We start from the raw sequence: 14,161 nt of genomic DNA, 5'->3' as shown, positions 1-14,161 counted from the left end.
TTAGAAAAAATATAATATTTTGAGGCGCATTAAATTTCAAAAATTCCGTCCAGCTCCATCACATGCACTCCGTTTGCACAAACCTTCGGCACTTTCGCGAGCTTTTCCGCCAATATTTCCGTAGGCATGGGACGGAACTTTCGGATGATCCCAAGCCTGTTCAAAAAGCCTATCACGGATGCGCTGATCTTTTCGCCCAGGCGATCGGTGTCTTTGCGGAGCAGCAGGCCGGGCTTGAAAATAATCAGTTTTTCAAATCCCAGGCCTTTCATCTTTTCTTCCAGTTCACCTTTCATTTTAGAATAGAACACCTTGCTGTGCGGCGAAGCGCCATAAGAGGACAGCAGCACCATCTGCCCGACACCGTTGCGTCTGGCAATCCGGGCAAATTCCAGTGGGATCTCGTAGTCGATGTGCCACTGTTTCTCCTTGGAACCGGCGGCTTTTAATGTAGTTCCAAGGCAGGAAAACCAAACATCCCCATTGATCTGCCCTTCTATCGGATCCATTTTATCAAAATCGGTGAGGACTTCGGTGAGTTTGGGATGATGAATGCCGCTCGTACGGCGTACAAATATCACCACCCCGGCGTAATCCGGATCCCGCAGCAAGGTATTTACCAGGTCTTTACCCGTGGCGCCGGTAGCGCCGATAATCAAAGCTTTCATAGCGACTTGTTGGTTGCACGGGTAAATTTAAATGATTAATCAATGCGGCAGCAAGTCGCGGAAACGGCCGTATACCCAGGTACCCGCCACTGCGCTGGCCAGCACCACAGCCACTACGGTTGCCCCGGTTCCGACCTGTGCGAACAATGGCCCGGGACAAGCCCCGGTAAGCGCCCAGCCGAGCCCGAACAGAAGGCCCCCATACACCTGGCCTTTGTTGAATTTCTTCGGCGCAAATGTGATCGGCTCGCCATAGATGGTTTTAATGTGAAACCGCCTGATGAGCCAAACCGAGATGATGCCCGTCAATACCGCAGAACCGATAATGCCATACATATGAAACGATTGCAGCCGGAACATTTCCTGAATGCGAAACCAACTGATCACTTCCGCCTTGACGAACCCGACGCCGAACAGCACGCCGACGATCAGGTATTTGAAATTATGGTACCATTTATGCTGCAAATGCGACTCGTTGATGCAGATCGTATCCTGCGCCCGGGACTCAAACCCGGCGGTATGATCAATGAAGGAAGGTTGCATGGACTAGTTGTTTAAAATAATGGGTAAAATAAAATTGGCCATCAGAAAGCCACCAGCCATGAAGCAGATTGTCGCAACCAGCGAAGGCCATTGCAGGGTGCTAAGCCCCATGATCGAATGCCCGCTCGTGCAGCCACCCGCATAGCGCGAGCCAAATCCGACCAGGAAACCACCGCCGACCATCATAATCAGCCCGCGGGCTGTGAGCAGGCTATCCCATGAATACAGCTGCACAGGCACCATCCCCGAAAAGTCGTTGATACCGTAGGTCGCGAGTTCCTCCGCCAGCCGCGGATCGACTTGAATCGCCGCGGGACTTGCCAAAAAGTAAGCTGCCAGCACACCGCCGAAAACGATACCCGCCACAAAGAACAGGTTCCAGATTTCCCTTTTGTAATCATATTGAAAGAATGGCACATTGCTCGGAAAGCAGCTCGCGCAGATATGCCGCAAATTGGCTGAAATACCGAAATGCTTATTGCCTAAAATCAGCAGGGCCGGTACCGTAAGGCCGATCAGCGGACCGGCCACATACCACGGCCAGGGTTGTTTAATCACTTCCAGCATCCTTATTTCGTCCCCCCGTTTAGTGCCTGTAATACCTGGCCGCTGCCAGTATCGTTGTCAGCCGCCGACTGCGTGGTCGGGCATACGTAATCCGTGACTTTCACACCGCCCCACTCGCTGATCGCCTTGAAACCTCCTGCAACGTCGATCAGCTTATGGTAGCCGCGTGCCCGGAGAATCGAGTTGAAGATCATCGACCGATAACCGCCTGCGCAGTGCACGAGGTAGGTTTTGTTACTGTCAATATCTCCCAAATGCTCATTCAGGTAATCCAACGGCAGGTTTTCCGCTCCTTCCACGTGCTCGGCCAGGTATTCGCTGCGCTTCCGCACATCCAGGATCTGCCAATCGGGATGGGCGTTCAGCAGGGCTGGCAATTCGCTGGCTTCCACCGAAGGAATGCTGTCTATTTCTTTTCCGGCTTCCTCCCATGCCTGAAAACCGCCTGCCAAATGGCCGATGGCATTATCATAACCAACCCGCGCCAGCCGCGTAACCACCTCTTCTTCCCGGCCCGGCTCGGTCACCAGCAGGATCGGCTGCCGGATGTCTTCAATGAGGGCGCCTACCCACGGAGCGAAGCTGCCGTCGATGCCGATGTTAATAGAGTTAGGAATAAAACCTTTGGCAAATACCTGCGCCGCGCGGGTGTCCAGGACAAGCGCGTCCGTTTCGTTGGCAGCCGCCTCGAATGCGTCAGCCGTGAGGGCCTGCATCCCGCGGTTCAGCACGTCGTCGATGCGCTCATATCCCTGGATATTCATCATCACATTTGCCGGGAAATAGGCTGGCGGCGGCGTCAGGCCGTCGGTTACCTTTTGGATGAACGTCTGCTTATCCATGGGCTGCAAAGCGTAGTTGGTAGCTTTTTGGTGTCCCAGACTATCCGTGGTTTCCTTACTCATATTCTTGCCGCAAGCCGAACCCGCCCCGTGCGCCGGGTACACAATGATATCATCGGACAATGGCAGGATTTTGTCGTGAAGTGAATCGTAGAGCATGCCCGCGAGCTTATCCTGCGTCAGATCGCGGACGACTTTCTGCGCAAGGTCGGGCCGGCCTACATCGCCGATAAACAGCGTGTCGCCGGTAAAAAGCCCCACCTGACGCCCGGTTTCGTCGGTTACCAGGTAACAGGTGCTTTCCAGCGTGTGGCCCGGGGTATGGATAACTTCGATGGAAATCCCGCCCAGCCGGAGCACCTCACGATCCTCCGCAATATGCGCCTTGAAACCGGGATTGGCCGTGGGGCCATACACGATCGTTGCGCCCGTCTTTTCGGCAAGGTCCACATGCCCGCTCACAAAGTCGGCATGGAAATGGGTTTCCAGCACGTACTTTATTTTCGCGCCATTCTTTTCCGCACGAGCGAGGTAAGGGCCTGTTTCCCGGAGCGGATCGATGACAGCCGCCTCGCCGTCGCTTTCAATATAATAGGCCCCCTGCGCCAGGCAGCCTGTATAGATTTGTTCGAGTTTCATTTTCTGTTAACCGTTTTGAGTGATAGGTAGGAGAACCATGTGACAAAGTTCGCAAGGCAGCCGGCCATTGTCTGTGACCTTTGTCACACAGGTCTTTTTGGTGGAGTTATGACAAAATCAGCTCCTTGAAGAGAATGAAGCATCCCATGGCGAGCACAAACCAACCGAAGCTCTTTTTCAATTGCCCGCTGTCGAGCTTCCGTGCGAGCAGGCCGCCGATGAAGATGCCGGCCACGGCTACGAGCGTGACCGTCAGCAGAAAGTACCAGTCGATGACGAAATGGCCCAGATCCCCGGCAAAGCCTACCAGCGAGTTGAGCGCGATGATCAATAGCGAAGTCCCTACCGCCTCCCGCATAGGCATACCCAGCACGAGTACCAGTGTAGGAATAAGCAAAAAGCCGCCCCCCGCACCGAGCAGCCCCGTCGTGAGGCCGATCCCGACCGCGCTGAGACCCAATTTTACGATATTACGCCCCAGGTCGCATTCGAGGCAGCCGGGCTGAGTTTGCCCGCCGCTGATCATCCCGATCGACGCCACGAGCATCAGTACGGCGAATAAAGCCATCGTCAACAGCGGCTCGGTGACCTGGAAATGACCGATATGGAAGAGATTTTGAGGAATTAAAGGCACCAGGAGCATCCGCGTCAGGTAGACGGTCACCATGGAGCTCAGTCCAAAGAACAATGCAGTTTTGACATTGACCAACCCGCGACGGTATTTGCCATAAGCCCCCACGAGGCTGGTCGAGCCGACAATGAACAGCGAATAGGAAGTGGACATAACCGGGCTGATGCCGAAAATATAGACCAGGACCGGGACGGTCAGGATCGATCCGCCCCCTCCGACCAGCCCCAAAGAAATGCCGATTAACACCGACGCGATATAACCAATGGTTTCCATATGCATTTGCTCTAACTGAACGCAAAATTGCCATACGGATCCCGGCTGATTTGTGACAAAAGTTACACAGCAGGAAAAGTCATTTAAAAAAGGACGGTGATCGTGTTCCGGCCCAGCCGCACCATCCCGCGCTGCTCCATTTTTTTGAGCAGTCTTGAAACCACTTCCCTTGACGAGTTCATATCGGTGGCGATTTGCTGGTGGGTCAGCGCCAGCTCATCGCTGTGCGAAAGCTTACGTTGATTTTTAAGGTAAAATTCAATGCGCTCGTCCATGCTTTTGAAAGCGATGTTATCCACCACTTCCAGCAGTTCCTCGAACCTGGATCGGTAGGTTTCCAGCACGAAATAGTACCACGTCTTATAGCCGGTCATCAGTTCATCCATCAATGCGATGGGCACAAGCAGGGCTTTCGAAGGCTCGATGGCCTTGGCGGAAATCTGGCTCTGTTCTTTCCGTGTGGCGCAGATCATCGACAGCGCGCACGCGTCCCCCGCACCGAGCTGGTACATAAAAAACTCGTTGCCATCCTGATCTTCCCGGTATATTTTCACACCGCCCTCGACAATCAGCATCGTCGATTTGAAATATTGCCCCGGACGCATGAGCTGCTGGTCTGCCTCGAAATCACGGATAACGCAATGCTCCGCAAGTTTGCTGATTAACTCCGGTTCAAATTGCCCGAAATGTGATTCCAGCAGTTGCTTCACCCCGGAATGCTGTATCGTAATGCCCATTAGTTGTTGATTTAAAAATGGCTAAGTTAAGCATTTACGAACTTCTTGTTTGTGATATTGGTCACACAGGCCCGTATTGCCGCGCGCCTGGCATGCGATGCGGGCGTGCAGACATGACCAAAGTCAGTCTTTTGAAATAATATTGATCATCTTTACCCGCTTTGGTCATCCATAACTTGCATTCGATTCCAGCGACCACCCTACTTCACGAAACAGGTCGGAAGCCGTCAAACTCAAAAGCAATTGCCATGAACGACACATCCAGAATCAAACATACATCCCTCGCTGCCAGGGTAATGCCCGCCGGGCAGGCAGCCTCGCTCATCCACGATGGTATGGTCGTAGGCGCCAGCGGGTTTACGCGCTCGGGCGACAGCAAAGCCGTACTGGCCGCATTTGCCCAAAAAGCCGAAAACGACCATACCCGCATTACCCTCATGACCGGCGCTTCACTCGGACAAGGCACGGATGGCGCATTGGCCACGGCCGGCGCCATTGCCATGCGGCTGCCTTTTCAGTCGGACCCGGTGATGCGGACAATCATTAATGAAGGCAAACTGGCTTACATCGACGAAAACCTGAGCGAAACGGCGGCCCATATCCGCAATGGCTTCCTGCCTCCGATCGACATCGCGATCGTCGAGGCGGCGTCCGTCGAAGCCGATGGCAGCATTGTCCCTACCACCTCGGTAGGCAACTCGGCGATCTTCGTACAGCAGGCCAGGCAGGTGATTGTTGAAATCAATCAGGCTGTGCCCGTCGAAATCCAGGGGATTCACGACGTATTTTTGCCCGAAGACCCTACCGGCCGAGCTATACTGCCGATAACGGACGTTTGGCAGCGCATTGGCCAGGACGTGATTACCTGCGACCCGCAGAAGATTGCGGCGATCGTGTTCACCAACCAGAAAGACAGCCCGGCCGAAACTACATCGGGCAATGCGGCAGCCGAAGCCATTGCCGGGCATTTATTGCAGTTTTTCAACCGCGAAATCGCCGTTGGCCGGCTTACTCCTGCCCTCAGGCCCATTCAGGCAGGGATCGGTAAAATCGCCGACGCCGTGCTCGGCGGGCTTGCGCAGGGGGATTTCCAGCACCTGACCATGTATTCCGAAGTGTTGCAGGACAGCACTTTCCAATTGATGGACAGCGGCAAAATGGATTTCGCATCGGGCAGCTCCATGACCTTATCGACCGAATGCTACCAGCGTGTGTTCGCCGATTTCGAGAACTACCGGCACAAAATTGTGCTCCGCCCGCAGGATATCACCAACGCCGCGGAAGTGATCCAGCGACTCGGCATTATCGCCATTAATACCGCCCTGGAATGCGACATTTATGGTAACGTCAACTCTTCGCATATTGCCGGCAGCCAGATCGTGAACGGTATCGGAGGCTCCGCCGACTTCGCACAAAACAGCTACCTGAGTATTTTCGTAACGGAATCCGTAACAAAGGGAGGTAAAATATCACGCATCGTACCTATGGTCACCCATGTGGACCATTCCGAACACGACGTGGATGTGATTGTGACCGAGCAGGGTTTAGCCGATTTGAGAGGACTTTCCCCAAGACAGAAAGCCGAAACGATCCTCGAACATTGCGTACACCCGGACTACCACGAGGAGCTCTCCGGCTATTTCGAACGCGCCTGCCGCCGCGGGGGCCATACGCCGCACCTGTTGGAAGAGGCATTCAGGCTGCATACCAGCCTGGCCGAAACCGGTTCCATGAAAACGCCGCTCCTGGCATCCATTTAACAGGCGCCTGCTTTTCGCTCGTTACTCGTTGGCAGGAAGCCGATCAATCCCCCAGTGCACATTAGGTTCCGGCCCCATTTCGAGTACGAGCGATCCGCCTTTCAGCAGGTCCGACGCCTTGAACCAGAAGCTGTTCAGCGGCTGGCCATTGAGGGTGGCGCGCTGGACATACAAATTCTTGCGAGAAGTGTTTTGAGCTTCAATCGTAAACGTTTTACCCCTTCCAAACTGCTGCCCCAGGTCGATAACCGCTTTTTCGAACATGGGGCTACCTACTTCGTAAATCGGGTCGACGCGCGTCCCGCCGTCGGTTTGGAAAAGGCCCAATGCGGCCATCACAAACCACGCGCTCATTTGGCCCTGGTCCTCGTCGCCCAGGTAGGCGTTTGATACCTCGTGCCCGTAGTACCTGTCCACCACCGACCGGCTCCATTTCTGGGTCAGCCACGGCTTTTTAACCCAATTGAACAAGAATGCGAAATGCATCGATTGCTGATTGCCCTGTACCACAGGATAATCCCAATACTGGTCGTTAGGACCGTTATAGCGCCATTTGACGCTTTCGTTAAAGCCCCAGTCGAGCCTTTTCACGAATTCGTTTTCCCCGATTGCCTTAGCGAGTCCGGGAACATCCTGCGGCACAAAAAAAGTGAGCTGCCAGGCATTTCCCTCCACGTAATGATGGTTGGCACCGGACTTAAAGGGATCGAAATCGGGTAACCAGCGTCCGGTGGAATCTTTCATGCGCGCAAAGCCGGTGGCCGGATCGATAACATTTTTCCACCAGTTGCCCCGTTTTGCAAATGCCTCGTAATCGGATGTTTTATGTAACGCTTTCGCAAACTGCGAAACGGAATAGTCGTCAAAACTATATTCCAGGGTATTGGAAAACCGTCCCTGGTCATAGGGCACATATTGGTGTTTCAAATAAGTCAGCAGATCCTCATTGCCGGCCCGGCCACCGCCTACGGGCGCGGCAGAAACGGTCTGCATTTTCCGAACGGCCTCATAGGCTTTCTCCACATCGAAGCCCCGAATGCCCATCTGGTAGGCGCCCACAATGAGCGGCACCTCATGCTCGGCTACCATCACCGGAATGTACTCCATTCCCGCAGGCCCTTTCGCCAGCCAGCCACCACGGTCGTACATCGCCAGCTGTGATTTCACCCAGCGGTTCGACCATTCGGGCGTGACAAGGTTCCAAAACTGATTGAGGTTCCAGAAGGTGTTCCAGAACGCGTCACAACCCAGCGCGATGTCGTCCTTATCCTGAAATTTGTTCACATTCTCATCCGCATCGCGCCAGCTGCCGTCCACATCACTGAATGCATTCCTGCTTAGCGACCGGTACATATTGGTGTAAAAGCGTTCTTTTTCGCGCTTGTCGTTGCTGGAAATCGCTACCCGGCCCAACAGACTGTTCCAGACGTTCTCCTGGTTGCTTCTTACCTTTTCAAAATCCCAGCCAAATGGGTCAGAAATTTCGGTCTTCAAGTTCAGCGATGCATTCTCCACGCTCACATAGGAAATACCCGAGCGCAACTGCACAACCTTATTCGTTTTGGTATCAAATTCCAGGAACAGCCCGGCGTTTTGGGCGCTGTCTGCTGCTAGGTTCGTTTTCAAATGTACCTCGTCGTTCAGCCACGTGCCGTAGTTTACGATGGGCTGGTCCATTTCGATCACAAAATGCACCGTGTACTGCTGGTCGATCCCGCCTGACCAGACATTGCGCGAAAGTTGTTCGCTGTACCCCTCGATGCGGCGGTCGCTCACCTTATCGATCTTCACTTTCCGGATTTGATAGCCGTATTCGGTCGGAATTTGCAGGTCCACCATCAAACGACCGGTTTCGCTTTTCTGCCAGGTATATTTCTGGAATGACGCGCGGGTAGTCGCGGTGAGCTCCGCGGTGATATCGTTGTCGGTGAGATTTACTTTGTAATAGCCCAACGGCGCCTGCTCACTGCTTTTGTCGAACCGGGAGCGGTAGCCGCTATCCGGGTCTGCCTCATCGCCGATTTTCGTTTGCAATGGTCCCGCGGTAGGGAAAATACCCAGGCCGGTCATCGTCCATTCATGAATGTGGCTGAAAGTGCCGATTGATTCAAAAGTAGGGTCATAACCCGCCTGCCAGCCGCTATTCTGGTTATCAGGGCTCAGCTTCACCATGCTGAACGGCATCCAAGGCCCCGGCGCGATCATCCAACGGGAGTGGCCTGCGCCCAGCATCGTGTTCACATATCCGGCGGGTGTTTTGAGCTTTTGCTTACCGCGTTTCACTTTCCCGGACTTCACCAGCTGTTTGTCCACAAAAACCTGAAATGTACCGGAACCCGGCTGACCGACCGCGGGCATCGGCGCTTCCAGCAGGTAGCGTTCCTGCTCTATTTTTTGGGACAATATCGTTTGCCCATCAAGCTTCACGTCGATCACAGGCTCGCCTTGAAGCTGGGTAACGTCGATCAGCAATGGCTGAATGGACTTGCCGTCTACATTCAGCTCGTAGTCCGCGGCTTCCACATTTCGGAGCAATGCTTTTCCCGGAGTAGCAAGCGTGGTCTTAGCCGGCCCTTCCAGTTTCACCTGGTCGAACATCAGCCAGCCGCCCTGCAATGTGGTCATTACTACCTCATTCACGCCCTGTTTCACCAGCGCAGCCGGAATATCTACTTTTACAAGTTGTTCCCTGGGATTCATGGTGAGCCGGTCGGGATTTTTAAAACCCGAGCCCTTTTCCAGCTTGAACTCCCAGGATTTACCGTTCACAAGCACCTTCAAAAGTGGCGCGTGCAGAGAATCCGTTTCGAGTACATCCACCACTAGCCGCCATTTGCCGGAAGCCGGTTTATTTTTAATATCAAACAAAACCGTAAGGAAATGTGACCGGATTCCCGACGTTCCTCCCGTACCGCCCCAGCCATTCACCGGCCCCGGCAACACATAGGGCCAGTCGTTTTGCGCCAGCGAACGGCCGATAAGGAAGAAATTATCCTCATACCCGAAGTCTTTTTCGAGAAACCGCTTGTACCCGCCGGGAGCCAGCGCCATCCCGGACGGGGAATTATCCGCCTCGCCGATCTTCCAGATCGTCTTTTGCTGTGCGAGGCCCGGCGCGATGACCAATGCGGACAATAGCAGAATGGCCATTGCCCTTGTGAGAAGACGGTTTTTCATGGGTTAGGAATGAGTCAGGTTTTTAAGCGGATATATGTTTATACAAACTAATAAATGAAAAGTCATCACAAAGCAGCTCAAAATCAGCTTTTTCAAATAAAAAGCGTGTCTTGGAAATTGCAGCACAAGTATAATGGATAAGTTTGTATATACAAAGTAGCGCGAGTATTCTTCCCCTAACTTGCGTTAAAGCGGCCCGAACCGGGTATATGATCAAAGCCAGCTCATTCGCGACTTCAACCATTACCTCAACCTGAACCCCGGCCGGTACATCAAATTTCAGAAAGACATGAGGAGGCATCCGCAGTGTCCGACGCAGTCGCCCGCGTTAAGCGTAAGAGCCCTATTGGTTTTGAGCAGTTTGTAAAAGACCACCGGTTTCTACCTGCTAGGAAAGCAAAGTGGGGCGACCGTTAAACAGCGCCCCACCTTTGCAATGCGGAAAATTTGCAGTCCCGCCTAGCTCGCCATCGCTAACGGCCGCTCACTCCGGCTTTTTCACCGACATCGTGTCATACCGGGTGACGGTAAAAACATCGATGGCTTTTTTGTCCGGCTTAAATGAAGAGCGGTAGTTCAGCAAGGTGCCGGGTTTCCAGTCAGGAATTTTACTTTCCTGAACTTCCGGGCCTACCAACAGCGATTTGGTTTTTGAGTCGATTGATATGTATTTAAGTTCTGTGTTGATGTTCACCGTATCGGGGGTGTTCCAATTCACTTTCAGCATTTTGAGTGTCGAATCGTAAGATGCCTCGCTGATCGTGCGGTTCAACAAGCCATTCTCGTAGTTTGCGCCAAATGTTCTCCCATTGAAACGCAGCGGCACCGAGCGGTTACCCTTCGCATCCAGCGAATACATTTCAAAGTTGTACGAGCCCTCGGGCAGCGGGTTGATCATGATTTTCACCGTGTCGCCGATCAGGTCGGCGGGCACGGTGGCCTCCATGGAGTCGGCCTTGTTATTCCAATACAACTTGTAGGCCGTCACGCGCGGATCGGCACTCAGGACCCACAGCAACTGCGTGCGGTTTCTTCCCGATGCGATCAGCATTGTATCGCCGCGTCCCGGGTACACAATTTCCCCGCCTGCCTGGTATTTTTTAAAATCGTCCCAATCGGTACAGGACGCCAGGGCGCAGACAATCAGCAGCAGCACAGTGATTTTATATTTGATAACCATAAGATGTCAGTTTAGAATTATTTGGTGTCACCCCAAAAAGTGATCTCGGTAAAATGGACGAACTTGGTATCGGACCAGTTCTGATGGATCTGCATCCGGATGTATCGCACCTTAGGGGCCGAAAGCGGGAATACAAACTCCTCCCCGGCCGACATGTAGGCGATATCCTCGCCGGTATTCACGCCATATGGGCTCCCCGATGGTTTAATCGACTCACAATCCATCAATTTGGTCCAGCCATTGAAACTGCCATCCGGGTTGGGCGCCTTTTCGCTGCCCCACATGGTCCATTTACGCGGATTACCGTGTTTGTAAAACCAGTCGCCCTGCCGCTGCCAAAGTCTGAAACGGCTTAGCTTGGCCACGGTCCCGAGGTCGAACGTGAAATGGATCGGCATGTCGCGGTCGGAAAGCGGGATGGTATGGAAGCCTGGCTCGTTCGTAAGGTCGTCCCACACGAAGGGTATGCGCCAGCCATAGCCGCTCTCTTCGTCGGTCGGCAATACATATTCCCGGAATTTGGTTTTGTCCAGTTTCTTTTCGAAAAATGGTTTCACTTCCTTAAAAACGGTGTCGGAATAATTATTCCAACGGTCGCGCACATACACACCGAACTTCCTGCTGAGGGTATCAAATCCCCGGGCGGCAAATGAGCCGCCTTTCATTTGCGTGTACAGCGTTTCGGTCGGAATGAAATCACCATTATTGTCAGGAGTAATCACCACAATAGCCAGCTTGGCCTCCGACGGGTTATTGAATGCGACGTTCAATCCGCCAAAATCGACACCCAATTGCAGCGAGTTGAAAACAGTCTGGACGGGCGGTGCCTGCGGGGCGATCTTTACAATCACCGGCTCCGATTTGTTATCGCTTTTGTCTACGGCATACAGCTTCACTTCGTAGTCGCCGGCGGCAGAAAACCCCTCCACGGTCAATTTGTTGGTATAATGCGAGGCTTTTGCCTCGCTCACCTGTTTGGTAGTATTGTTAATGACGTATTCGGCCACGACATATTGCAGATCTTCATCGGCCGGGAGCGAGTAAGAGATCGTTGCGCCACCCGCAAAATTGACGACCGAAGTGTTGGTCACCACACCAGGCTTCGTCGCATCCGCGCCCAGGGGCTTGCGGATCTCGTCCGTATCGGCGCAGGAACAAAGCCAAACCGACACCCATACAAGAGAGAATAGTATCTTGATCTTTTTCATAGACAACAGCATTTACCAGCCAGGATTTTGAACAAGGTTCGGGTTAACAATCAGAGAGTTTTCGGAGATTGGCCAGAAATAATCTTTCAGGCTGAAACTGCTCATGTAAATCGGCTTCACCCGATAGTAGTTGACAGCCTCACGCTGGGCAATATCCCAGCCATTCACCGACCTTTGCAGGTAGTTTTCGGCCACCCGCCATCTGCGGAGATCCCAAAACCTTTTTCCCTCAAAAACCAGCTCGATGAGCCGCTCCCGCTGAATAATCTCCCGCAAACCATCCTTGCTGCTGAATTTGGATGGCTTGTTGGAATACTTCGTCCACGACTCCGCTACCCCTTTCAAACCAGCTCTGGCGCGTACCTTGTCGATCCAGCCGTACACTTCCGCGGATGGCCCCTTCGATTCGTTCAATGTCTCCGCGTACAACAGGTACAGGTCTGCGAGGCGCATGATCGGGAACGGGTAGCCTTCCACGTTGTATTGCTGCGCCGGGTCGTTGATGGTATTGTTATAATTAGCGAGTTTTTTGGGCCAGTAGCCGGTCACCGAATACAAGGAAGCGCCCTGTCTGCCGCCGGTTTGCCCTAATTTTCCTTCCAGTACCCAGGTATGATCGTCGTCGTTTTTTCCCTGGCCGAACCATATTCCGCCGTCGAAGCCGAGGTCTGCATAAAAGCGCGGCTCACGGTCAAAATTTAGCTGGACGGTCGTATAACCTTCCTTAACATAGTAGCGTTCGCTTTTCAGCGCTTTCCGTAATGCGGTGAAGCGGGTGCCGTATGGGTAAGTTTTATCCTCTTCGATCGGCACGCCGTTGCTGCTGTAAAACATCTCGGCAATGTGCAGCGGCGGGGCCAGCATCGAGCCAATACTTTCGTTGGGTATCGTGCCGGTAAAAGGGCTTAGCCGGGCCTGTGACAACGACTGAAAACCCCGGCTGCCGCCGCCTGTCGAATTGGATGCCCCCCAGATGAGCTCGACATTCCATTTGTCGGTTACGGCGGCGCGAATGGACATCAGGCGCTGCGTCGAATCCGAGACCTTGGTGGTTACCGAGCGAGGCACGAATTCGTAAAGCCGGTGCCCGTTGGCTTCGCAAGCCGTAATCGCCTCGCGGCAGGCCTGAGCCGCGCGCTCCCATTTCTCGGGGCTCGCCGTGCTGCTGAACAGGGGCTCGTTATCCTTATTTCTGAAATTGGCGTAATTCTGGTTCCCATTGTAAAGCGGGCTGGCTGCGGTGGTAAGAATCTCCGCTTTGATCGCCAGCGCGATGGGCTTCGTAACCCTTCCCAGCTCTGAAAATTCATTGGGCAGAATAACCGGGAGATCGGCGGCCGCCTCGTCGATCAGGCTTACGGTGTAATTGAAAACCGAATCCACGTGCTGCCTTTTAACCTTCACCTGCTCGGCCGAAGCAGAAATGGGCAGGTTGTTTTTGATGATCGGAATCGGGCCGTACATCCTGACGAGGGTGTAATGGTAATAGGCTTTCAGGAATTTCACTTCCGCTACCCATCTTTTCTTCTCAAAATCGGTGAGGTCGCGGACCTTGTCGATGTTTTCCAAAAAGATATTGCATTCGCGGAGTGCCTGGAAATATTTGCCATCCCAGTAGTTAGCGATCGGCGAAACGATATTCTGCTCCCCTCGTGCGATCCGGTACAGACTCCCGTTGATATTCCCAAGCACGGGATACACCGTTGCAAACTCATCTCCGGTGAGAAAGGCGGGGTCCGCTCCCTCGTTGCCGAACTGCGGGAGGTTGTTGTAGCAGGTAAAAAGGTACTTTTCCGCATCCGCACGCATTTTGAAGGCATTGTCGATGGTCGCCACGTTGTCCGGCACAATGTCGAGGTACTTCCGGCAACCCGCGGTCGTCAGTACGAGCAGGGCAGTAAGGTAAAAACTGGTGTACAGTAATTTCATAGTATGA

General features: G+C 53.4%; 11 protein-coding genes. 1 reads left to right on the top strand and 10 read right to left on the bottom strand.

Annotated features, from left to right (window positions below; translation table 11 throughout):
- Positions 1 to 29: 29 nt before the first annotated feature.
- The 6 genes from J2Y43_RS19830 to J2Y43_RS19805 all read right to left on the bottom strand — a co-directional run bounded on the left by J2Y43_RS19830 (position 30) and on the right by J2Y43_RS19805 (position 4,900).
- On the bottom strand, positions 30 to 668 hold the full coding sequence (locus tag J2Y43_RS19830; protein ID WP_309986159.1) for an NAD(P)H-binding protein: 639 nt from the start codon (positions 666 to 668) through the stop codon (positions 30 to 32).
- A 39-nt stretch (positions 669 to 707) separates the two neighbouring features.
- Positions 708 to 1,211, bottom strand: coding sequence for a DUF6691 family protein (locus tag J2Y43_RS19825; RefSeq protein WP_309986156.1), 504 nt, complete (start codon positions 1,209 to 1,211; stop codon positions 708 to 710).
- Positions 1,212 to 1,214: 3 nt separating this feature from the next.
- Positions 1,215 to 1,778, bottom strand: a complete 564-nt coding sequence (locus J2Y43_RS19820) for a YeeE/YedE thiosulfate transporter family protein (protein ID WP_309986153.1) — start codon at positions 1,776 to 1,778, stop codon at positions 1,215 to 1,217.
- Between the two features lie 2 nt (positions 1,779 to 1,780).
- On the bottom strand, positions 1,781 to 3,259 hold the full coding sequence (locus J2Y43_RS19815) for an MBL fold metallo-hydrolase (protein WP_309986151.1): 1,479 nt from the start codon (positions 3,257 to 3,259) through the stop codon (positions 1,781 to 1,783).
- A gap of 106 nt (positions 3,260 to 3,365) precedes the next feature.
- Positions 3,366 to 4,163, bottom strand: a complete 798-nt coding sequence (locus J2Y43_RS19810; RefSeq protein ID WP_309986147.1) for a sulfite exporter TauE/SafE family protein — start codon at positions 4,161 to 4,163, stop codon at positions 3,366 to 3,368.
- 83 nt (positions 4,164 to 4,246) lie between these two features.
- Positions 4,247 to 4,900, bottom strand: a complete 654-nt coding sequence (locus J2Y43_RS19805) for a Crp/Fnr family transcriptional regulator (RefSeq protein WP_309986142.1) — start codon at positions 4,898 to 4,900, stop codon at positions 4,247 to 4,249.
- A 248-nt stretch (positions 4,901 to 5,148) separates the two neighbouring features.
- On the opposite strand from J2Y43_RS19805, the gene J2Y43_RS19800 reads away from it, so the two are divergent.
- Positions 5,149 to 6,660, top strand: a complete 1,512-nt coding sequence (locus tag J2Y43_RS19800; RefSeq protein ID WP_309986139.1) for a succinate CoA transferase — start codon at positions 5,149 to 5,151, stop codon at positions 6,658 to 6,660.
- Between the two features lie 21 nt (positions 6,661 to 6,681).
- Here the strand turns inward: J2Y43_RS19800 and J2Y43_RS19795 are convergent, their stop codons facing one another.
- From J2Y43_RS19795 to J2Y43_RS19780, 4 genes are all read right to left on the bottom strand, one after another.
- The gene (locus J2Y43_RS19795; protein WP_309986138.1) at positions 6,682 to 9,837 is read right to left on the bottom strand and encodes a GH92 family glycosyl hydrolase; all 3,156 of its coding nucleotides are present in this window, start codon (positions 9,835 to 9,837) and stop codon (positions 6,682 to 6,684) included.
- A 484-nt stretch (positions 9,838 to 10,321) separates the two neighbouring features.
- Positions 10,322 to 11,017, bottom strand: a complete 696-nt coding sequence (locus J2Y43_RS19790; RefSeq protein WP_309986136.1) for a DUF4998 domain-containing protein — start codon at positions 11,015 to 11,017, stop codon at positions 10,322 to 10,324.
- Between the two features lie 17 nt (positions 11,018 to 11,034).
- A complete protein-coding gene (locus J2Y43_RS19785) occupies positions 11,035 to 12,225 on the bottom strand; it encodes a DUF5000 domain-containing lipoprotein (protein WP_309986133.1) in 1,191 nt (396 codons plus the stop codon).
- A 12-nt stretch (positions 12,226 to 12,237) separates the two neighbouring features.
- Positions 12,238 to 14,154, bottom strand: coding sequence for a RagB/SusD family nutrient uptake outer membrane protein (locus tag J2Y43_RS19780; RefSeq protein ID WP_309986130.1), 1,917 nt, complete (start codon positions 14,152 to 14,154; stop codon positions 12,238 to 12,240).
- Positions 14,155 to 14,161 lie beyond the last annotated feature (7 nt).

Origin of the sequence: Dyadobacter sp. BE31 (genome assembly GCF_031457695.1) — a bacterium.
In the GTDB taxonomy this organism is placed as follows: domain Bacteria; phylum Bacteroidota; class Bacteroidia; order Cytophagales; family Spirosomataceae; genus Dyadobacter.
This window is presented reverse-complemented; position numbering and strand designations above follow the sequence as displayed.